Genomic DNA, 20,540 nt, shown 5'->3' on the forward strand with positions numbered 1-20,540 from the left:
CGCCCCCTTCTTCACAGGGGGCGGACGCTAGCAAGAAGATTTAACGTTGTACGCGCAGGTATTCAGGAGCAGGCTGCGAGGACTGAAAGCCAAAGGTGTAGGCCGTACCTGCACCCGGTGCGAGGCTCAGGCTGTGGAGATCATGGTCGCTGTATTCCAGTGCGACATACTCCTGCGCTCCCGTAGCTAAGTCGAGCCGCACCAGCGCTTTCTGGCGCAGGAACCAGGCCGTCTCGCCGTCTTCGACGGCCACCTGCTTATAGCCATCGCCCGCATTGGCAACCCCGTTGATGTTTACCCGCTGTGCGACGGAAAGGTCAGCCAGGTTGAGGCGGTTGAGGGTGGCATCTGGTCCGCTCACCGCAACCCACAGCTGTCCCTGACGGTCCAGGCTGTAGGCGCGGACCCTGCCCATGCCGCCGAGATACAGGGGAGAAGCAGACGCCACGCTCGCGCCGGTCGTTGTGTCCACGCGAACCAGGGTGCCGTCACCGGCGGCGAACAGCACGTACTCCCCCGCCGCGTCGTTGGTCACGGCCACGCCACTCGACGCGCTCTTCACTGTGGGAATAGTGACGATCTCGCCCGTGATGGGGTTCAGGCGGCGCAGTTGCGGCACGTTGAACCCGTCGAAGAACATGAACCAGGCACGGCCCGCGCTATCCACACCGAATGAGAGTGGCGCGGTCGGGTCGCCGTAGCCGCCCACCGGGAAAGTTTGCACGCTACCCTGGGCCAGGCGATAAAGCGCGCGGCTCCCCGTTCCGCTGGCCCAGACACTCCCGTCAGGCCCCACGCGGAGAGCTTGGCCGTTGACGCCGTCTCCCAGGGCGACCCGGGAAATTACCTGCTGGTTGCGAATTTGAAGGACATAGCCTCCCTGAAGCCCCCACAGATCGCCGTTGCTCGCCAGGGTCAGCGCCGTCACGGCGCCATCGCCGAGGAGCGTACGGCGGGGCGTTACTTTTCCAGCCACGGTAGAGGGTGTCCCGTATAGCGTCTGGACAGCAGGTCCACCCACTTGGCCCTGGAAATCACCGACGGAGGCGTCGGCACTCGCGGTGAGCCTCAAGGTGACGGCCGCGCTGGCACCGTCACCGAGTGTGACGGTTTCGCTGGAAGCCGTTATGCCTGTGGGGAGGCCCGTCAGGGTCAGAGTCGTGACGCCGCTGAAGCCGTTTTCGCTGAAGGCCGTGACGGTCACCTCGGCCGTCTCTCCCTGGGGCAGAAAGGTCAAGCGGGTGGGATCGGCATAGACGCGGACGGCGGGAGCGGCGACCGTCACGCTGGGGAGCGTGCCCCCACCCACCGGGGTGCCGCCCTTACGCACGATGATCTGGAGCGGTCCCGTATACGCGGGGGCGTTCGCCTCGGCCGTCAAGGTCAGGGTTGTACCGAGGGTCTGGGCTTGGAGTCCCCTCGTTTGAGCTTCCAGGGTGCGGATCAGCCGCCGCGCTACACCCGGAAGGCTCTGGCCGCTTAGCGGTGTCAACGTCAGCTTGGCCGGGGAGACGCGGATGCCGGGCACGTCCGTTTCTAGCGTAACCTCACCGCTCAGGCCACCCATCTGTGTAAACAGCGCGTCACGTGTTGCAGACGCTCCGGGGCGGAGGGTCAGAGGTGACTCGTCACGGAAGTAGACCTGGCTGCTCTCCTCTGCCCGCTTGAAGCCGAGGGTCACGCTAGCGCCCGCCTCGATGCTGCTCACGTTGTAGTGGTTCCGGGCCGTTGTGGTGGGCAGCTCGGTGATCTGCACTGCGTTCCAGCCGCGCGTGAGGTTGAGACGTAGGTCGAGTTCGGTTGTGCCGCAGGTGGCGGTACCTGTGAAGGTGGCGTTCGTGTCGGAGTAGAGGCGAGTCACCGGACGACCGTCGGAGGTCTGCTCGGTCACTGTGCCGAGGAAGTCGCTCTGGCGGCTGAAGGCCAGAATTTCGGGGAGTTCGGCACCAAAGTCCAGGGTGCTGCGTTCGCCATTGAAGGTACAGCCTTCCAGGAAAGACCCCAGTCGGCCCGGTGTAGGCAGACCACTATCCACTCTGCCTGTGGACGTGATGGTGGGAGATGTGGCATCCACGACTGTACCGCTCAAGGAGAAGTACACCCCGAGTGCAGCGGCGCCGAAGGTCCAGCCTGGCAGCATGCCTTGGATACGAGCGAGATTCAGTGCCGTGGGGGTTGGAGTCGACTCATACCCCAACGTGACCGTCTTGTCCGCGTCCAGCGTGACGGTCTGCGCTCCGGGCGTCGTGTAGCCGTTGACGGCCCCGCCCTCGACCTTGAACACGTCCCCGGCCTTGAGGCTGGCGAAAGTCTTGCTGCCCTCCAACGTGCCGCTGAAGACGGAAGCGTTCGTCGTCGTGTTCATGACGGTGACGGGCGCGCTCGCCACTCCGTCCAGCTTGACGGTGAGGCTGTGGGTGGTGGGAGGAGGCATGGGCCCGCCCGTGCAGGCTCCCAGGAGAACCGTGAGACCGAGCATGGTACCGGAAAGTCGAAGTCTCTTCATGTACGCTCAGGATTCTAAGGAACCTTTTCTTTCGTCGTTGTCAACTTTGAGGCGACCACCCGTCTCATGAAGCCTTCGTCAGATAAAGGCGGGAGTGGGAAAGTTCTCATCAAAGAGGAGGAGTTCACCGCGACCCCGTCTACACGTCTCGCCTTGCCGCGCCCTGCCCGGCCGCGCTACACTTGCCCCGATGTTCACCGCGCCGCCGACTCGGAAGGACGCCCCCGTGGCGCTTCTTCTTCGTTGGGGGCGGTGAGCGCAGCCCAGCGTTCGCCTATCCGCCCCCGGAGCAGAAAAGTGCTTCGGGGGCTTTCGCTTGCAGGACGTGCAGTCTGAGAGGAGTTGTGCCTGTATGGGAATGACGATTGCGGAGAAGATTCTGGCGGCCCACAGCGGTCACGAGTCTGTGGTGCCCGGCCAGCTCATCGAGTGCACGACCGACTGGGTGCTGTGCCACGAGATCACCACCCCCGCCGCCCTGCGGATGCTCGAAGAACGCGGCATGGACCGGGTGTTCAACCCCGACCAGATCGTCGCCGTGCCCGACCACTCCGTCCCGGCCATGAACATCAAGGCCGCCAAGATGTACCAGAAGCTCAAGTCCTGGGTGCACGAAAAGGGCATCAAGCACTTCTACGACGTGGGGCGCGGCGGCATCGCCCACGTCGTGCTGGAGAACACCGGCCTCGTGAGGCCCGGGCAGACCCTCGTGAGCGGCGACTCGCACACCTGCAACGCGGGGGCGCTCGGCATGTTCGCCACGGGCGTGGGCAGCACCGACCTCGCGGGCGCGATCTACGCGGGCCGGGTGTGGTTCAAGGTGCCCGAGACCATGCTGATCCGCGTGACGGGCGACATGCAGCCCGGCGTCACTCCCAAGGACATCGTGCTGGAGGTCATCAGGCGCATCGGGGCGGACGGGGCGAACTACCTCGTGATGGAGTGGGTGGGCGACACCATCGACCGGCTGGACATGGAGGGCCGTTTCACCCTGACGAACATGGCGATCGAGGCGGGCGGCAAGACCGGCATTATCAAAGTGGACGACACCACCCGCGCCTACCTCGCCGAGCGCGGGGTAACGCCCGATCAGTACATCGAATACACCTCCGACCCCGACGCGAACTACAAGGTCGTCATCGACGTGGACGCCTCGCAGGTCGAGCCCACCGTCGCCTACCCTCACATTCCCAGCAACGGGCGGGTGGCGGGCAGCGACCGCATCGCCGTGACGCACGCCTACGTTGGGAGCTGCACGAACGGGCGCATCGGCGACCTGCGGGACGTGGCGCGCATCCTGAAGGGGCGCCGAGTAGCGGACGGCGTGCAGATGATCGTCGTGCCCGCCACCCAGGCGATCTGGAAGCAGGCGGCACAGGAAGGGCTGATGGAAATCTTCGTGGACGCGGGGGCCAGCGTGAGCTACCCGAGCTGCGGCGCGTGCCTGGGGATGCACTCGGGCGTGCTGGGGCCGGACGACGTGTGTATCTCGTCCACCAACCGCAACTTCGTGGGCCGGATGGGCGACCCCTCGGCGCAGATTTACCTCGCCTCGCCCGCGACGGTGGCGGCGAGTGCGGTGGCCGGGTTCATCACCGACCCGCGCGAGTACAACGCGGGGGGCACGGAAGCGGCGGATTGAGGTGGCCGCAGAGTGGGTCTGGATCGTGGTGGGATTCGGCGGAGCTGGGTATCTGATGGGTTTGGCTGTCACCCGCAATCCACGCTGGGCGCTGTCGCCTGCACTTGCCTGTGTCCTGCTCATTCCTGTGTGGTTCTGGCTCGCTTCCCTGCTGCCCTACTACGACCCACAGATGCCCATGATCTTTGGAATTCCAATGACCGTAGTCCTGCTGGGCGCGACCCTGTTGGGGAAGGTAAGGTGGCGGGCAGGCGTGGCCTCGGTGGTCGCCACGCCATTGGCACTCTGCCTCTACGCCTTTATGAGCGATGTGTGGCAGCACAAATAGAGCGGAATGTGATTTCAAAGTGTGGGAGTCCCTATGGGTGAAGCCAAACGGCGCAAACAACTCGGGCTGATGCCCACCGTCCATCCCTTCGAGGCGCAGATGGACGCGGACGGCAACGTAACCCTGACGCGCGGGCCGGAGGACGCGGATTTGCGCGGGCGGATAGAGGCTGCCCTGAAAACTTCGCAGCCCTACGGGGCGGCCTGGGACAGCGAGTACCGCACGTCGTACGTCATGGCGGGCCGCCCCGACCGGCTGCTGAACACGGCGGAGGACGTGCAGGCCATCCCCGTTCCCGCGCTGCGACGCTTTGCGGGCGACCTCGTGCTGGGGCAGGCGGGGGAGGGGGTGGGCCTGAACATCCCCGTCGAGGGGGGCGGCCACCTGCGCCTGCGTGAGCGGCAGCACTCCTTCGACGGCACGCGGTGGGAGGGCTTCCCCACCGGGCAGGACCCCCGGCAGGTGCTCGAATTCCTGATGCAGCACCCGGCCCTGAGCCTTCGGGGCGAGGTCGTGGCCTCCTTCCTGGTCGAGCACTGGCCCGAAGGCCGCATCGACATCGAGCCCGAGCCGCCCGAGGAACTGCTGGAAGTCATCGAGGCGGTGACCCGCGAGTGGCACGGCGAGACGCCGGAAGAGTGGGCGCAGACCCACCACGATTTGCTGGAGCAGGGGGACGATGAACCCGTCCCCGTCGCCCGCCGCCTGCTGCTGGAGCTGCGCCGACCCGCGCCGCTGCAATCACCCCTCAGCCTCGCCTTCGCCACCCGGGGCAACGTGGAGTTCCACCCCAACCCGGAGGGTTCGAGTTACTCCCCCGACGGTGAGACCTGGCACTCCTACGGCGACCCGGACGCCGAACTCACCGAGGACGGCACGGGCGAACTCGGCGAACTGCTGTCCACCATGCTCGACGTGCCCACGGTCCCGGTCACCGTCTGGGCCGACGGGCGGGTCGAGTGGGAGGAGCGTGCCATTCCCGAGGAGCACGCCGACCGGGTGCGCGCCGACCTGAGAGAAGCGACCGGGGCGGGCAACCCCGACGCCTGGGGGGAGTGGACCCGCAACGTGCTGGTCGAGACCTTCGCCGGTGAGGCTCCCCACCTCGCCGACCTGGACGAACTGCCCGCCGTGCAGGGTGTCCGGCTCGATCTCCCGACCGACGCCATCACCGACCCCGACGACCCCGCCCAGTACTTCATGGAGTCCGAGGTGACCTTCGACGGCGAACACTGGCGCGACCTCTATGCCGAGGACGTGCCCGAAGAACTGGGCCGCCTGCGCCCCTCGAATTAGTAGAGAACCGAGTGGTTTGTCCGGCTATCTCCCGAGGACGCCCTGCCCGCTCACCCCCTCCCAACCTCTCGCGGTGCGAGCTGTATCAGTCCCCCCTCAAGGGGGAGGAGCAAAAGAGAAACACCAACTCCACCTGTGCCCTTTCATCCGACCCACCGTCTGCCTCAAGGAGTCCCCATGCCCAAGGTCCACGTCTTCGCCCGCGACCACATCAACACCGACGAGATCATCCCCGCCCGCCACCTGACGACCGACGTGGAGGCCGAACTCGCGCCCTACGCGATGGAGGATTACGACAAGGGCTTCGTGAGGCGCGTCCAAAGTGGCGACATCATCGTCGCCGGGGCCGACTTCGGGTGTGGGTCGAGCCGCGAGCACGCCGTCTGGGCGCTGCGTGGGGCGGGGGTGTCCGCCGTGATTGCCCCCAACTTCGCGCGCATCTACTACCGCAACTCGATCAACAACGGCTTCCTCGCGCTGGAGTGCGCGGGCATCGTGGAGGCCTTTGCGGACGGCGACGAGGCCGATCTCGACCTCAAGGGCGGCACGATCACGAACAAGCGGACGGGGCAGACCCTGACCTTCGTTCCGGTGCCCCAGTTCGCCCTCGACGTGCAGAAGGCGGGCGGCTGGCTGGAGTACATGAAGGAGCGGGATGACGCGGCAGCCGCGCAGGCCGCCCAGGGGGAGCCCACCCATGCCTAAGGTCGTCACCCTTCCCGGCGACGGCATCGGTCCCGAGGTCACCGCCGCCGCCGTCGAGGTGCTGCGCGAGGTTGCTCCTGACGTGAAGGTTGAGGAGCACGCCATCGGGGGGGGTGCGTATGACCGTGACGGCGACCCGTTCCCCCAGCGCACCCGTGACGCCCTGGGGGATGCGGACGCCGTCCTCCTCGGCACCGTGGGCGGCCCGCAGAACAGCCCCTGGAACAGCCTCCCGCGCCACCTGCGCCCGGAGAGCGGCCTGCTCGCGCTCAGAAAGGCGCTGGGCTGCTACGCGAACCTGCGGCCCGTGCGCGTGCAGCCGGGGCTGGAACACCTCTCGCCCCTCAAGCCCGAGCTGGCGCGCGGGGTGGACATCCTGATCGTGCGCGAGCTGCTGGGCGGCATCTACTTCGACGGAGACCGGCGGATCGAGGGCGGCGCGGCCTACAACACCATGCGCTACACCACGCCCGAGGTCGAGCGGGTGGCCCGGGTCGCCTTCTGGGCCGCCGAGCAGCGCCGGGGCCGGGTGACGAGCGTGGACAAGGCGAACGTGCTGGAGGTCTCCGAACTGTGGCGCCGGGACGTGACCGCCCTGCGGAACCGCGAGTACCGCAACGTCCACCTGAACCACGAGTACGTGGACTCGGTCGCTATGCTGATCGTGGCCGACCCCGGCCGCTACGACGTGATCGTCACGGAGAACCTCTTCGGCGACATCCTCTCCGACCTCGCCGCCGTGATTCCGGGCAGTCTGGGCCTGATGCCGAGCGCGAGCCTGGGAGACGGCCCGGGCCTCTTCGAGCCCATCCACGGGAGCGCCCCCGACATCGCCGGGCAGGGGATCGCCAACCCCGCCGCCGCGATCATGAGCGCGGGGATGCTGCTGCGCCACTCGCTGCACCGCCCCGAGGCCGCCAACCAGATCGACCGCGCCGTCGCCCTGGCCCTGCGCGAGCACCCCACCCGCGACCTGGGCGGCAAGGCGGACACGCGGACCTTTACCCACGCCGTGCTGGACGCGATGGCGAGCCCGAGCGTCGGGTAGGGGTGGAACGTGCGGAGCGCAGAGGAAGGGGAGGTGCCTCTGCGCTCCACATTTTACCGCTTGTCTTTCTGATCCCGGGGGCGTGCGGAGTGGCCCCCGTCCCACGCGCGGCGAATCACCCTGACGATCACATACAGACCGAACAGCAGCGCGAGGAAAGCCAGCAGCACGATCAGGTCCATCACTCCGGGGGTGGGCATGACCCAGCTTACGTGTCCCGGCCCGTCCCGTTCCCGAGGAGCCCCATGACCCAGTACGCCCGCGCCTGCCTCGCCACGCAGGACGCCGTGCCCCAGCGGGAGGTGGGGGAGCGGCTGCTCCTCGACTTCCTGCCCGCGCACACCCGGCGGGTGCTGAATCCTGGGTGCGGCGACGGTCGCCTGCTCGCTCCAGTCCGCTCGCGTTTCCGGCACGCGGAGGGTATGGCGCTCGACGCGTCGGAGACGATGTTCGACGCGGCCCGTGTTCGTTTCGCGGGACAAGCTGGCGTGAGGGTAGCTCACCACGGTTTGAACGACCCGCTGCCCGACCTGGGCATCTTCGACGCGGTGGTGAGCGGCTTCGCCATCCACCCCCCTGCCCGACGGGCGCAAGCGGACGCTCTGCAGGCAGATTTGTGCCTGCCTGGCACCGGGCGGAGTGATTTTCTCCACCTCGAACACGTCCCCAGGGTGAACGAGACGTAACGCGCCTGGTTTCTCACGCTGCTGGGTGGGGCCGAGGGAGGCCCTGAGTCACCGCCTCGTACCCGCCCGGGCACAGGTGGGGTGGGTGCGGAAGTGGACGTGGGGTGCCGGTTTTGGGAGGAGGGGGCTGGAACTTGCCCTGATCGTGGGCCGGGTGGACTGAGGCTCGGGAGCCTCTTCCTTCCCTTTCCCCCGCGTGGTAGACCTCCCTATGCGCCGCGCCTTTTTCACCCTCGCCCTGCTCGCCGTCCCCGCCCTGACCGCCGCGCGGGCGGCGCCGGAGGTGTTCGTCGCCTACCCGCCGGAAGGGCACCGGGTCGCGTTCGATCACGTGATCCTGGAGGGAAGCGTGCCGCCCGGCGCGAGGCTCAGGGTGGGCGGGCAGCCCGCGCAGGTCGGGCCCGACGGCCTCTTCATCCTGTGGTGGCCGCTGCGCGTCGGCACGAACGACCTGCGGCTGGTCACGACGCTGAACGGGCAGACAGGCACGCGGACGCTGCGGGTCATTCGCACGGCCACCGGGCCGCTGCCCGCCACCCCCACCTCGATTGACCGGAAGAGCGTGACGCCGGGCGCGGCGTACGAGTTCTGGGACGCGGCGCGGGACTCGCCGGACGAGCGCCGTGTGCCCGTGTCCTTCCGGGGCTCGCCGGGCGGGCGGGCGGCCTTTCGCGTGGGAACCGGGGCGTGGTCCCCGCTGCCGGAGGTCGAGCCGGGCCGCTACGAGGCTGCCTACGTGGTTCCCGTCGCCGCCCGGCTGGAGAATGCCGCCGTGACGGTCCGCCTCACCGGGCGCGACGGCAGGACGCTGACGGCCACGGCCCCCGGGCCTCTGACGAGTACGGGTGAGGGACTCCGCACCGGTACCCAGCGGCCCGGCACGGTGCGCGGCCTGGGGTTGAACGACGCGGGCAACGTGACGACCACCCAGGAGGGAAAGCCTTTCCTGTACCCGCGAGGCGGCATGACCTTCACGCTCGTCGGGCGGGTGGGGGAGGACGTGCGCGCCCGCCTCGCGCCCGGTGTGAGCGTGCTGATCAGCGCGAAGCAACTGGATGTGACCCCCGGGATTCCCGCCCCCGCCACGGGTGGGGAGGTCGGGCTGGACGCCGGGCCTGCCGAGGAGACTCCCCCCGTCCCGCTGCTCCCGGCTCTTCCCTTCACGCCGCTCGTGCCCACGAGTACGCCGGAGGGTGCCTTGCCTGCTGGTTCTCCCGCTGACGCCCCCGGGGAGGACTTGCGCGTCCGCGTTCCCCTCGGCGGCGCCCGCGTCCCCTTCACCGTCGCCCAGGAGGGGGAGGGCCGCCGCCTGGCCCTGACCCTGTACGGGCTGGTCACGCCGCCCACCCTCGCCGCGCCCCTCGCCGACCCGCTGATCGCCGGGGGGAAGATCGAGACCGTCGCCCTCGGGGTCACGCGGCTGACCCTCGACCTGACGCAGGCGCAGACGTGGGGCTTCACGGCCGGGTACGAGGGGGACGACCTGCTCCTCACCGTGCGCCGCCCGCCGACCCTCGACCCGGTGCGTCCCCTCGCGGGGCGGGTGATCGTCCTCGACCCGGGACACGGCGGCACCCAGTTCGGCGGGGCCGGGAGCCTGCGGGTGCCCGAAAAGGACCTGACCCTCCCCATCGCCCGCCGGGTGGCCGAACTGCTGCGTGCCCAAGGCGCCGACGCGGTGCTCACCCGCGACGCCGACGTGACCCTGGGCCTGTACGAACGCGGCCTGCTCGCCGAGGAGAAAGGGGCCGACCTCCTCGTCTCCATCCACGCCAACGCCCTGCCCGACGGGCGCGATCCCCGGGGCATCCGTGGCCCGGAGGTGTACTTCACCCACCCGCAGGCGCAGGCCCCCGCCGCCGCCATCCTCGCCGCCCTGCACCGCACGCTGCCCGACCTCGGCCCGGGGCAGGGTCTCAAGCCCGGCGCCGACCTCGCCCTCACCCGGCCCACCACCCAGCCCAGCCTCCTCGTCGAGACGGCGTACCTCACCGATCCGGGGAACCTGCGCGTCCTGATGGACCCGGGCAGGCGCGAACGCTTCGCGCAGGCCATCGCGGCGGGCATCACGGACTTCTACGCAGACCAGGCGAGGGAGGATTGAGCCCGGTGGGGGCGCTTCACCTCGGGAGGAGAACGCTCTATGGACTTGCCGCGCCCAGGCCCACTCTTTCATAAGGTCGACTGCTTGCAGATTCCCGTGCCCGACCTCGAAGCTGGCCTGACCTTCTACCGCGACTGCCTGGGCCACGAACTGCTCTGGCGAACGGCGACCGCCGCCGGGCTGAGGATGCCCGAGACGGACGCCGAACTGGTGCTTCGGACGGAGCGGCCCGAGCTGGAGGTCAACCTCCTCGTTTCTTCCGCCGACGCCGCCACGGAGGCCGTGGTGCAAGCGGGCGGAAGTGTCGTGGAGCCGCCGTTCGACGTTCAGGTGGGCCGCTGCGCCGTTTTGCTGGACCCCTGGGGAAATCGGCTGGTCCTCCTCGATCTGAGCCGGGGCCTCCTGATCACCGACGAACGGGGCAACGTCGTCGGGCGAGGGGCTGGAGAGGCGCCGTGAGACGACCGCTCCGCCCTGGCTCGATTCCGGTCCTGCACGGCTCCGGTGATGCCGGGTCGCCGCGCCCAGCCGCCTCCCGCTGCTAAAATCCCCGGTTATGGACCTCAAGGCTCAACTCAAGGCCGCCGTCGAACAGGCTGCCGCCGCGCTCGGTGCCCCTGTCACCGACTCGCTGGTCGTGATTCAGGAGACTCCCGCGAACAAGCCCGGCGACTACGGCACCCCCGCCGCCTTCCAGATCGCCAAGGCGCTCGGCGGGAACCCCGCGCAGGTCGCCTCGCAACTCGCCGGGAAGGTCGAGCTTCCGGCAGGTATCGCGCGGGTGGAGGCCACCGGCCCCTTCCTCAACTTCTTCGTGGACGTGGGCGAGTTCGTGCGCGGGGTGGTCGAGAACCCTACCGAAGTCGAGGCCAGGGGCGGCAAGGTGGTCATCGAGCACACCTCCGTCAACCCCAACAAGGAACTGCACGTCGGCCACCTGCGGAACGTGGTGCTGGGCGACAGCATGGCCCGCATCTTCCGGGCAGCGGGGCACACCGTCGAGGTCCAGAACTACATCGACGACACCGGGCGCCAGGCGGCGGAGGCCCTCTTCGCGGTCGGCCACTACCACCGCGTCTGGAACGGCGTGCAGAAGTACGACCACTGGCTCGGGGAAGGCTACGTGCGCCTGAACGCCGACCCCGAGAAGCCCAGCCTGGAGGAGGGCATCAGCGCCGTCATGCACCGCCTGGAGGCCGGGGAGCTTCGCGGCGAGATCGAGAAGGTCGTGAGGGCTCACCTCGAAACCTGCTTCCGGCTGGGCGCCCGCTACGATCTCCTGAACTGGGAGTCGGACGTGGTGGGCAGCGGCTTTCTCGCGCAGGCCATGAACATCCTGGAGGAGAGCCGCTCCACCTCGCACCCGCAAGGGGGCAAGTACGCGGGCGCTTTCGTTATGGACGTGTCGGAGTTCATGCCTGGTCTCGAAGAGCCCCAGGTCGTCCTGATGCGCTCGGACGGCACGGCGATGTACGCCGCCAAGGACATCGGCTACCAGTTCTGGAAATTCGGCCTCTTCGAGGGGATGAAATTCAAGCCCTTCATGCGGGACCCCGAGGGCAAGACGGTCTGGACGAGCGCCCCCGACGGGCAGCCCGACACCGAGCGCCGCTTCGGCCACGCGCAGGAGGTCATCAACGTGATCGACTCGCGGCAGGAGCACCCGCAGAAGATCGTGCGGGCGTCCCTGGGCGTGGCGGGTCACCCGCAGGAGGAGGAACGCAGCATCCACCTCTCCTACGCCTTCGTGACCCTGGAGGGGCAGACGATCAGCGGGCGCAAGGGCATCGCCGTGAGTGCGGACGAGGCGATGGACGAGGCCGAACGGCGGGCGAGAGCTGTCCTGACCGAGTTCAACCCCAACCTCGACCAAGAGGATGCGGCGGAGATCGCGCGTCGCGTGGGCATCGGTGCAATCCGCTTCGCCATGCTTAAGGCAGAGCCGACGCGCAAGATTGATTTCCGTTGGGAGCAGGCGCTCGCTCTGAACGGGGATGCGGCTCCTTATGTGCAGTACGCCGCCGTTCGCGCTGCAAGTATTCTCCGCAAGGCGCAGGAAGCCGGGTACGCCGTAGGCGGCACGGGAGCCGACTGGGCCGCCCTGCCCGACGTGGACCTCACCCTCGCCAAGATGGTCGCCAAGTTGCCCGAGGTCGTCGCTCAAAGCGTCCGCGTCCACTCACCGCACGTCGTCGCCCAGTACGCCCTCGACCTCGCCACCGCCTTCAACGCCTGGTTCAACGCGAAGGACAAGGCCGGGAAGTCCGCTACCAACGTCCTCCACAGCCCCGAGGGTCTGCGTGAGGCCCGCCTCGCCCTCGTCGCCCGGTTGCGCAGGGGCTTCGAGGAGACGCTGGCCCTCATCGGGATCGAGGTGCCAAGCGCGATGTGAGCGGGGACTGGGCCAGCCTGACCGAGTACCGCGCGGCCCTGGAGTTCGTCTGGGCGCTTGAAACCCTGGCCCATTTCATCCCCTTCAGTCCCTTCGGGAGCGTCGAGGAGATGGCCGCGTTCTGTGAGCGCTTGGCTGATGCCCACGCCGGGAACGCCGCCGCCCTCTTCCACCTGTGGCTGCGCTGGGTGGCGGAGGGCAACTGGCGGTCCGAACCGCTGGCATGGCTGCTCGTCAACCTGCTGCTGCGTCACCCCATCGAGGGGGAGGCGGCCCTCTCCACCGTCTGCCACGGCGTCTCCCGGATGGGTGCCGAGCGGCTCCGACGGCAGTTCGGGGAGGACTGACCCCCTCACCCCCGCGCCCGCACCTCGAAGCCCGCCGCGCTCAGAATCTCGCCCGCCCGGCGCACGTCCTCGGGGCTCTCCAGCCCTAGCCGCATCGCGCCCCCCTCCTCGCGGATGGCGAGGACCTCGATGTCCTTGATGTTCACGCCCGCCTCCCCGAGCGCCTGGGTCACTGCGCCGATCTGGTTCGGCCTGTCGGGCACCGCGACCACGAGGTCGTGTTTGGGGGGTAGGAGGCTGCGCTTGACCACCGGCAGGCTGTCCCGCGTGCGCTTGCCCTCCTGCGCCGCGTCGAGCAGGTCGTCCGGCTCGTCGAGGTCGGCCTCCAGGCGGTCGAGCTGCCGCCGGAAGCGGGACAGGGCCTCGCGCAGGGCCGAGCGGTTCTCCACCACCATGTCGCGGCTCATGCGGGGGTCGCCGCTCGCCACCCGCGTCAGGTCGCGGAAGCCCCCCGCCGCGAGCAGGCTCAGCCGCTCGTCCCGCGCGACCATGTGCGTCAGCGCGAGGCTGGCGAGGTACGGCAGGTGGCTCACCGTCGCCACGAGCTGATCGTGCGCGTCGGGCGGCATCACGACCGGGGCCGCGCCGAGGTGTTCGACCAGGGTGCGGGCTTTGCTCAGGGCCGTCAGCGGCGTGTGGTCGCTCGGCGTCAGAACCCACACGGCGTTTTCCAGCAGCCCGGCCCGCGCGTGTGTCACCCCGCCCCGCTCGCTGCCCGCCATCGGGTGCCCGGCGACGAAGTTGCGCACCCCCAGCGCCTCCATCTCGGCGGCGATCCCGGCCTTCACGCTGCCCACGTCGGTCACGAGCGCCCCCCGTGACAGCCACGGGGCCAGTTCCCGCGCCAGCGGTGCCAGCGACCGCATCGGCGCGGCGAGGACCACGAGGTCGGCGTCCCGCAGCCACTCGCCCGGCGTGGCCCGCACCTCGTCCACCACCCCCAGCGCTTCCGCCTCGCGCAGCACCTCCACGCTGTTGTCGAGCCCGATCACCCGCCGGGCCAGAAACCGCTGCCGCAGCCCCAGCGCCACGCTTCCCCCGATGAGTCCCACGCCCGCCACGACGGCCGTATCGAACAGCGGGGCGGGCGTCACGGGCGCGGCAGGGTCGGTCATGAGGGGGAGGCTAGCACGCGTCCCCGGGCGGGCCGGGGGGCTGTTCGGTCAGGCTCCAGGCTCCGTCACCCACTGCACGAGCTGGAAGATCACCCCGTTCGGGTCCTCGACCTGGAAGTACCTCTCCCCCCACGGCTCCGTCTCGATGGGCGTGACGACGGGCACCCCCTCGGCCCGCAGCCGCTCGTACTCGGCGTCGATTCCGTCCACGACGAAGACGACCAGCAGCCCTTCTCCCGCGTGCCCGGCGATGCGCCCCGGCTTGAACGTCTCCAGTCCGGTCCGCAGGAAGATCAGGTTGAATCCCACGTCTTCCCTCGCCAGCGAGGACATCACCCCCTCGACCTCCATGTCCGGCACGAACCCGAAGTGCCTACGGGCAAACCCGGCGGAGGCGGCCACATCGGCGACGTTGAGCGAGATGGCAGACGCGGTAACGTTCATGCTCGACCTCCTGCGGGCTGTCCGGGCTCCCCTCGGAAACCAGCGGACTTCCCCGCTGCCAAGTTGACAGCACTCTGTCAAGACAAGCACTCTACTCATTTCGACAGTATCCTGTCAATGCTGTGGCGTACTCCCCGGCTGGCCTGGCCTTTTCCGATCTCGTCGTGCTGATCTTTCGACTCAACGGCACGCTGCTCAAGGCGGGCGACCGGATGACCGCGCCCGTCGGGCAGACGAGTGCGCGCTGGCAGGTGCTGGGGGTGATCGACGAGCGGCCCATGACCGTGGCGGCCATCGCCCGCACGATGGGCCTGACCCGCCAGAGCGTGCAGCGCACCGCCGACCTGCTCGTCGAGGACGGCCTGGCGGCGTACGAGGACAACCCCGAACACCGGCGGGCGAAACTGCTGCGGCTCCTGCCTCTCGGTCAGGAGGTCCTGAACGTGATCGAGGCGAGCCAACAGGACTGGGCCAACCGGGTGGGAGAGGCCGTGGGCGAGTCGGAGCTGAGCCGGGCGGTCACCCTGCTCGAACGCCTGCTCCTTGCGCTGGACCGGGAGGAGGGGAGGGGAGGGGGACGATGACGCCGCTCTCCCGCTTCACCCCTCCCGCTTCTTGCGCGCCCGGTACGTCAGCAGGTCGGCGTACATCTTCGTGCGGAAGCCCACGCCCTTCCAGAAGCCGCGCTTCTTCTCCTTGAGCACCTGGCGCAGTTGCGGGAGTTCCACGTAGCCCCAGCGTGCCTCCGTGGCCTTGAGGTGATCGGTGATGGGCGGCTCGGGCCACCGTTCCTCGCCCAGACGCGGGACCTCCAGCAGCCACTCCCGGCGGCAGGCCCGCTGCCCGCTGAGGTGCGGGGTGAGCTTGTTCCCCCAGTCGGTGACAAAGCCGCCGCCCTCGAAGACACCGATAGCCATGTCGAGTTCCCCGGCGAGCACGGGCCGCAGCAGCACCTCCAGGTGTTCGCGCGTCAGGCCAATCAGGTCGGCGTCGAGCATCACGACGTACTCGGCGTCCGTGGCCTCCAGCGCGGCCTTGAGGGCGGGGCCCTTGCCCGCGTTCTCGCTCAGCTCGACCACCTGTGCCCCGGCTTCGCGCGCTGCCTGTGGGGTGCGGTCGCTGCTGCCGTCGCTGGCGACGACCACGTCGGGCGTGAGTTCCCGCGCGACCCGGACTACGTCTCCCACCGTCTCCTCCTCGTTGAAGGCGGGAATCACGACCGCCACGCGCGCCACTGCCTGCCCCATCGGGGCTCATGGTAAGGCTTCGGGCCGCGTGAGGTCGGCTGACCGCCGGGTCGTGAAGGAAATGTATCGCGCGCCGGAAACTAAAGCCCGCCGTTCCCCTCGCCTCACGCTTCCTCTCCGGGGGGCGCCTACGCTGAGACTGACCGCCCGGACACCTTCAGCCCCACTCCCCCGGAGGCCCCTCATGGAATACCAAGGCACCCGCCGCATCCAGGCATCTCCCGACGAGGTCTTCGCGTTCGTCTCGGACGTGCGCAACCTCCCCCGTTACCTGCCCACCACCAAGCGTGCCGAGCCCCAGGGCGAGGAACGGGTCGCGGTCGAGGGCGAGGCCAACGGCCACCAGTACCAGGCCGACGGGCACTTCCACCAGGACGCCCAGAACCACCGCCTGGAGTGGGGCAGTGACGGCGAGATCAGCTATTCCGGCACCCTGGAGGTCATGCCCGACGGCGACGGCTCCCAGGTCAGCGTCAAGCTCCGCTTCGAGCCCGACCCCCAGCGCGCCCCCAACCAGGACATGCCCGGCCAGGCCCCCTCCGACAACCAGATTCAGGAGGGCATCGACAAGGCCCTGGAGTCCATTCAGAACTTCGTCGAGGGCCGGGGCGGCAAGGAGGAACCCAGCGCCGCGACCTGAGCAAGATGTCGAAAGGGCCCGCCATCCCGAGCGGGCCCCTTTCTTTTGCTGACCGCTGAAAGCTGACTGCTCTAGAAAAACCGGCTCACGTCCCGCACCACCACGAACACCATCAGCAGCATCACCAGCGCGAAGCCCGCCACGTTGATCACCTGCTCCTGCGCCAGCGAGAGCGGGCGGCCCCGCAGCGCCCCGACGAGGACGAGCATGATGCGCCCGCCGTCGAGCCCGGGAATCGGGATCAGGTTGAAAAAGGCGAGCGAGAGGTTGAGCAGGATGGCGACCTGCACGAGCGCCCAGGGGCTCACCCGCGCCGCCTGGCTGACGACCTCCGCCGTGCCGATGGGCCCGGTCACGTTCTCGTCGCGCGAGAGGTCGAGGGTGAAGAAGCGGGCGAAGAGGTTCCCGAACGCCCGCAGAATCTGCGGCACGGCCTCGGCGGTCGTCTGGAGTGAGGTCACGAAAGCGGTGGGCACGCTGGCAGGCTGAACGTCCGGCCCGTACCCGATGCCGAGAAGCTGCCGGGCGCCGTTCACGCGCGGTCGCCAGTCGAAGGTCACCTCCTGCGCCGCCCCGCCCCGCTCGACCGTCAGCGTCTTGCGGCCCGGGGTGGTCAGCAGGTCGCGCAGGCTCTCCCAGCCGGGACGGGTCTGCCCGCTCACGGTGATCGTCTCCGCAATGTCCCGCCCGTTCAGCGCCGTGACCACGTCCCCGGGCCGGAGACCGAGAGATTGCGCCCGCGAGCCCTCCCGCACCGACTCGATCCGCACCCGGTCGAGGGCCGGGATGCCCTGTGCGCTGAAGTTGGCCGTCATCAGCCCAATTGCCAGCACGAGGTTCATCAGCGGCCCGGCGAGGAGCACGGCCACCTTGCCCCAGGCGGGCAGCGCCGCAAAACCCCGCGTGGGCTGGCGGTACGTACCCCCCGGCCCTTCCTCCGGCGCCATGCCCTCGATCTCCACGTACCCGCCGATGGGCAGCAGGCTGATCCGCCACTCGGTGCCGCGCCACGCCCTGCGGAGCAGCACCGGCCCCATCCCCACGCTGAAGGATTTGACCGGCACCCCCTGCCTCTTTGCCAGCGCGTAGTGTGCCAACTCGTGCAGGAAGGTCGCCACGCCGATGATCAGGAGGGTCCACAGCAGGCCCACCGGTGTCAGGGCCGCCCCGATGCTTTGCAGGATACTCACGCCCGCACCCCCGTCCTCACGAGTTCCTCCGCCCGGGTCCGCGCCCAGCCTTCCGTCTCCTGCAAGGTCTCCCAGGTCGGCGTCCCGGCAGGTGTCTCGTCCATCACCCGCTCGATCAGGCGCGGGATGGCGGTGAAGCCGATTCTCCCCGCCAGGAAGGCCGCCACCGCCACCTCGTCCGCCGCGTTGAGCGCCGTGGGCAGGAGGCCGCCCGCCTCACCCGCCCGGTACGCGAGGCCCAGGCAGGGGAAACGGGCCGCGTCCGGCTCCCGGAACTCCCAGTTTCCCCGCATGGGCCAGCCAAGGTGACCCGCGACCTCCGGCCCCCGCCGCGCGCCCTGCACGTCACCGGGCCGGGTCATCCCCGTCGGCGCCGCGTCGATGGCGTAGGCGATGGCGAGCCTCATATCCGTCGGCCCGAACTGCCCCTTGAGGCTGCCGTCCCGGAAGCGCACCGCCGCGTGGACCACGCTCTGCGGGTGAACGACCACGTCCACCTGCGAGAGGGGCAGGCCGTAGAGCGAAGCGCACTCCATCACTTCCAGCCCCTTGTTCATCAGCGTGGCGGAGTCGATGGTGATTTTGGGGCCCATGCTCCACGAGGGGTGCCGGAGGGCCTGGTCCGGGGTAACGCCGGAGAGGTCCGCCGGGCCGTCACGGAAGGGGCCGCCGCTCGCCGTCAGGATGAGTTCGGCCACGTCCGCCATGTCCTCGCCCGTGAGGCACTGGTAGACGCCCGTGTGTTCGGAGTCCACCGGCACCAACCGTCCCCCGCCGAGGGCCGCCGCCCCCCAGATCAGGCTCGCCGCCGTGACCATCGCCTCCTTCGTCGCCAGCGCGACCGCGCGGCCCGCCTCCAGCGCCGACCGGGTGGGGGCGAGGCCGAGGAGCCCGCTCATCGCGTTCACGACCACATCCGCCGGGAGGGCCGCGACCTCGGCGGGGTCGGCGATCACCCGCATGTCCGGAAATCGTGCCTGTGCTTCGGAGAACGCCTCCTCCGCCACGCTGACCACCTCGGGGCGGAACTCGCGCACCTGTGCCTCCAGCGCGTCCAGGTTGCGCCCGGCCGCAAGTGCGCCCACCGTCCAGCCGCGCTCCCGCGCCACGTCGAGCGCCTGCGTGCCGATACTGCCCGTACTGCCCAGAACCGTGAGCTTCATGGGGAGACAGGATGGCGCATGGGGGTGGGGGAAACAGTGGTGAGTGGTGAGTGCTCAGTTGTCAGTGGAGAAGGACGACAGACGCGAAAGCCCCAGCCTGCGCCGGGGCCTCTTCTCCCACTGACCACTTCCCACTTACCTCGTAAAGACGTTGATGTTCAAAAACAGATACGTCGCCGGAACCGCGAAGAGCAGGCTGTCGAGCCGGTCGAGAAAGCCCCCGTGCCCCGGCAGGCTGCTCCCGGAGTCCTTGGTCTTCAGCGCCCGCTTGAGCAGGCTCTCCGCGAGGTCCCCGAGTTGCGAGGCGCTGGCGACCAGAATGGAGTACAGCAGGGCGTCGAGCGGCGACCAGATGCGCGTGAGCTGCGTCATCACGAGCACCGTCACGAAGCTGAAGGCGAGGCCGCCGATGGCCCCCTCCACCGTCTTGCCGGGGCTGACCTCGGGGGCGAGCTTGCGCCGACCGAAGAAGTGCCCGCCGAAGTACCCGCCGATGTCCGCCGCGAAGGTGGCGAGCAGCGGCAGCGCGAAGTACAGCAGGCCGTCTCCCGCGTTCGGGCTGTAGCGCAGCAGCAGGAAGTACCCCAGGAGCCAGGGGATATACAGCAGCCCGAACATCGAGTACACGATGCGCTCCAGCGGGCGCTCCCCGGGCCGCATGACCTCCATCACGAGCATGTAGCCCAGCGCCACCGTGAGCACCGCCTCGCGCCACGAGCCGCCCGGCCACGGCGTCTGCGGCCACAGCGGCAGGCTCGCCACGATGAGGGCCGTCCCGAACACCGCCAGGCTGACCCGCCGCACGTCGATGTCGTTGCGGTCGAGCATCCGGATGTACTCGAAGAGGGCCATCACCGACAGCAGCACGAGTGTGGGCAGCAGGGTCACCCACCCGAACCACACGAGCAGGCTGATGATGGTAAAGCCCACCACCGACGTCAGGACGCGGGTGCTCAGGGATTCCATAGTCGCCCCTGACGGGGGGCCCGTGGCGTGTCGCTCGCGGCTTGCCGGGGAAGTCCCCTCTTCTGCCGCAGGCCACACGCCACGGGCCACGAGCCCACGAACGCAGCGGGCCTCACCCGAGGATGTCCTGCTCCTTCTTGGCGAAGGTCTGGTCCACCCGCCCGATGTACTCGTCGGTGATCTTCTGCACCTCGGTTTCAGCGCGCTTGATGTCGTCGCTGCTGATGCCTTCGAGCTTCTTCACCTCGTCGAGGGCGTGCTTGCGCAGGTTGCGGATGGCGATGCGGGCGTCTTCCGCGTAGTTCTTGGCGTTCTTCACCAGCTCCTTGCGCCGCTCTTCCGTCAGCATCGGCAGGCTGATGAAGATGGTGTCGCCCTTGTTGTTGGGATTCAGCCCCAGGTCGCTGTCACGGATCGCCCGCTCGATGGGCCCGAGCGCCCCCCGGTCCCAGGGGGTGATGACGAGCGTGCGCGCGTCGGGCGTCGTGATGCTCGCCACCTGATCGACGGGGACTGTGGAGCCGTAATAGTCCACCGTGATCTTCTTGAGGATGCCGGGGTTGGCGCGGCCCGTGCGCAAGACGCTGAGGTTGTTCTCCAGCGCCTCGATGGCCTTGCCCATACGTTCGCGCGTGTCTACGCTAATGGCCTTCATGTCCGCCATAGGGGTCTCCTTTGCAGAGGATCGGGAAGTCGAGGCCGATTCTAGCCCGTGAGGAAA

At 68.9% G+C, this 20,540-nt stretch carries 21 protein-coding genes; 12 read left to right on the forward strand and 9 right to left on the reverse strand.

Features of this window, described 5'->3' with window-relative positions:
- Positions 1-40: 40 nt before the first annotated feature.
- On the reverse strand, positions 41-2,506 hold the full coding sequence (locus DAETH_RS06630) for a Vgb family protein (protein ID WP_264777127.1): 2,466 nt from the start codon (positions 2,504-2,506) through the stop codon (positions 41-43).
- A gap of 352 nt (positions 2,507-2,858) precedes the next feature.
- Here DAETH_RS06630 and DAETH_RS06635 point away from each other — a divergent pair, with 352 nt between their 5' ends.
- The 5 genes from DAETH_RS06635 (at position 2,859) to leuB (ending at position 7,525) form a co-directional block, all read left to right on the forward strand.
- Positions 2,859-4,148 carry a 3-isopropylmalate dehydratase large subunit gene (locus DAETH_RS06635; RefSeq protein ID WP_264777128.1) on the forward strand — a complete coding sequence of 430 codons (1,290 nt, stop codon included), beginning with the start codon at positions 2,859-2,861 and terminating at the stop codon, positions 4,146-4,148.
- 1 nt (position 4,149) lies between these two features.
- Entirely contained in the window at positions 4,150-4,476 is a 327-nt protein-coding gene (locus tag DAETH_RS06640) for a hypothetical protein (RefSeq protein ID WP_264777129.1), read from the forward strand.
- A 33-nt stretch (positions 4,477-4,509) separates the two neighbouring features.
- Entirely contained in the window at positions 4,510-5,772 is a 1,263-nt protein-coding gene (locus DAETH_RS06645; RefSeq protein WP_264777130.1) for a hypothetical protein, read from the forward strand.
- A 177-nt stretch (positions 5,773-5,949) separates the two neighbouring features.
- Positions 5,950-6,477 carry a 3-isopropylmalate dehydratase small subunit gene (locus DAETH_RS06650; protein ID WP_264777131.1) on the forward strand — a complete coding sequence of 176 codons (528 nt, stop codon included), beginning with the start codon at positions 5,950-5,952 and terminating at the stop codon, positions 6,475-6,477.
- Positions 6,470-7,525, forward strand: a complete 1,056-nt coding sequence (gene leuB, locus DAETH_RS06655) for a 3-isopropylmalate dehydrogenase (protein WP_264777132.1) — start codon at positions 6,470-6,472, stop codon at positions 7,523-7,525. The genes DAETH_RS06650 and leuB overlap by 8 nt, the downstream gene beginning before the upstream one ends.
- A 53-nt stretch (positions 7,526-7,578) precedes the next feature.
- Here the strand turns inward: leuB and DAETH_RS06660 are convergent, their stop codons facing one another.
- Positions 7,579-7,725, reverse strand: coding sequence for a hypothetical protein (locus tag DAETH_RS06660; protein WP_264777133.1), 147 nt, complete (start codon positions 7,723-7,725; stop codon positions 7,579-7,581).
- 45 nt (positions 7,726-7,770) lie between these two features.
- On the opposite strand from DAETH_RS06660, the gene DAETH_RS06665 reads away from it, so the two are divergent.
- The 5 genes from DAETH_RS06665 to DAETH_RS06685 all read left to right on the forward strand — a co-directional run bounded on the left by DAETH_RS06665 (position 7,771) and on the right by DAETH_RS06685 (position 13,054).
- Positions 7,771-8,211, forward strand: coding sequence for a class I SAM-dependent methyltransferase (locus DAETH_RS06665; protein WP_264777134.1), 441 nt, complete (start codon positions 7,771-7,773; stop codon positions 8,209-8,211).
- 196 nt (positions 8,212-8,407) lie between these two features.
- Positions 8,408-10,315, forward strand: a complete 1,908-nt coding sequence (locus DAETH_RS06670; protein WP_319993736.1) for an N-acetylmuramoyl-L-alanine amidase family protein — start codon at positions 8,408-8,410, stop codon at positions 10,313-10,315.
- A gap of 39 nt (positions 10,316-10,354) precedes the next feature.
- Positions 10,355-10,774, forward strand: coding sequence for a VOC family protein (locus tag DAETH_RS06675; protein WP_264777135.1), 420 nt, complete (start codon positions 10,355-10,357; stop codon positions 10,772-10,774).
- Positions 10,775-10,871: 97 nt separating this feature from the next.
- Positions 10,872-12,707: an arginine--tRNA ligase gene (locus DAETH_RS06680; protein ID WP_264777136.1), complete on the forward strand. Its 1,836-nt coding sequence runs from the start codon at positions 10,872-10,874 to the stop codon at positions 12,705-12,707.
- On the forward strand, positions 12,704-13,054 hold the full coding sequence (locus DAETH_RS06685; protein WP_264777137.1) for a hypothetical protein: 351 nt from the start codon (positions 12,704-12,706) through the stop codon (positions 13,052-13,054). The genes DAETH_RS06680 and DAETH_RS06685 overlap by 4 nt, the downstream gene beginning before the upstream one ends.
- A gap of 5 nt (positions 13,055-13,059) precedes the next feature.
- Here DAETH_RS06685 and DAETH_RS06690 read toward each other — a convergent pair whose 3' ends face one another.
- Complete coding sequence (locus DAETH_RS06690; protein ID WP_264777138.1) at positions 13,060-14,169, reverse strand: prephenate dehydrogenase; 1,110 nt, start codon at positions 14,167-14,169, stop codon at positions 13,060-13,062.
- A gap of 48 nt (positions 14,170-14,217) precedes the next feature.
- Entirely contained in the window at positions 14,218-14,613 is a 396-nt protein-coding gene (locus DAETH_RS06695) for a VOC family protein (protein WP_264777139.1), read from the reverse strand.
- Positions 14,614-14,735: 122 nt separating this feature from the next.
- Between DAETH_RS06695 and DAETH_RS06700 the strand changes: the two genes are divergently transcribed.
- Positions 14,736-15,197, forward strand: coding sequence for a MarR family winged helix-turn-helix transcriptional regulator (locus DAETH_RS06700; RefSeq protein WP_264777140.1), 462 nt, complete (start codon positions 14,736-14,738; stop codon positions 15,195-15,197).
- Between the two features lie 15 nt (positions 15,198-15,212).
- Here DAETH_RS06700 and DAETH_RS06705 read toward each other — a convergent pair whose 3' ends face one another.
- Positions 15,213-15,860, reverse strand: coding sequence for a glycosyltransferase family 2 protein (locus DAETH_RS06705; protein WP_264777141.1), 648 nt, complete (start codon positions 15,858-15,860; stop codon positions 15,213-15,215).
- 184 nt (positions 15,861-16,044) lie between these two features.
- Here DAETH_RS06705 and DAETH_RS06710 point away from each other — a divergent pair, with 184 nt between their 5' ends.
- A complete protein-coding gene (locus tag DAETH_RS06710; RefSeq protein ID WP_264777142.1) occupies positions 16,045-16,500 on the forward strand; it encodes an SRPBCC family protein in 456 nt (151 codons plus the stop codon).
- Between the two features lie 71 nt (positions 16,501-16,571).
- Here the strand turns inward: DAETH_RS06710 and DAETH_RS06715 are convergent, their stop codons facing one another.
- The 4 genes from DAETH_RS06715 to frr all read right to left on the reverse strand — a co-directional run bounded on the left by DAETH_RS06715 (position 16,572) and on the right by frr (position 20,483).
- Complete coding sequence (locus DAETH_RS06715) at positions 16,572-17,690, reverse strand: M50 family metallopeptidase (RefSeq protein ID WP_264777143.1); 1,119 nt, start codon at positions 17,688-17,690, stop codon at positions 16,572-16,574.
- Positions 17,687-18,853, reverse strand: a complete 1,167-nt coding sequence (dxr, locus tag DAETH_RS06720) for a 1-deoxy-D-xylulose-5-phosphate reductoisomerase (protein ID WP_264777144.1) — start codon at positions 18,851-18,853, stop codon at positions 17,687-17,689. The genes DAETH_RS06715 and dxr overlap by 4 nt, the downstream gene beginning before the upstream one ends.
- Before the next feature lie 135 nt (positions 18,854-18,988).
- Positions 18,989-19,819: a phosphatidate cytidylyltransferase gene (locus DAETH_RS06725; RefSeq protein WP_264777145.1), complete on the reverse strand. Its 831-nt coding sequence runs from the start codon at positions 19,817-19,819 to the stop codon at positions 18,989-18,991.
- Positions 19,820-19,931: 112 nt separating this feature from the next.
- Positions 19,932-20,483, reverse strand: coding sequence for a ribosome recycling factor (frr, locus tag DAETH_RS06730; protein WP_319993737.1), 552 nt, complete (start codon positions 20,481-20,483; stop codon positions 19,932-19,934).
- Positions 20,484-20,540: the final 57 nt, after the last annotated feature.

Source organism: Deinococcus aetherius, assembly GCF_025997855.1.
Lineage (GTDB): Bacteria > Deinococcota > Deinococci > Deinococcales > Deinococcaceae > Deinococcus > Deinococcus aetherius.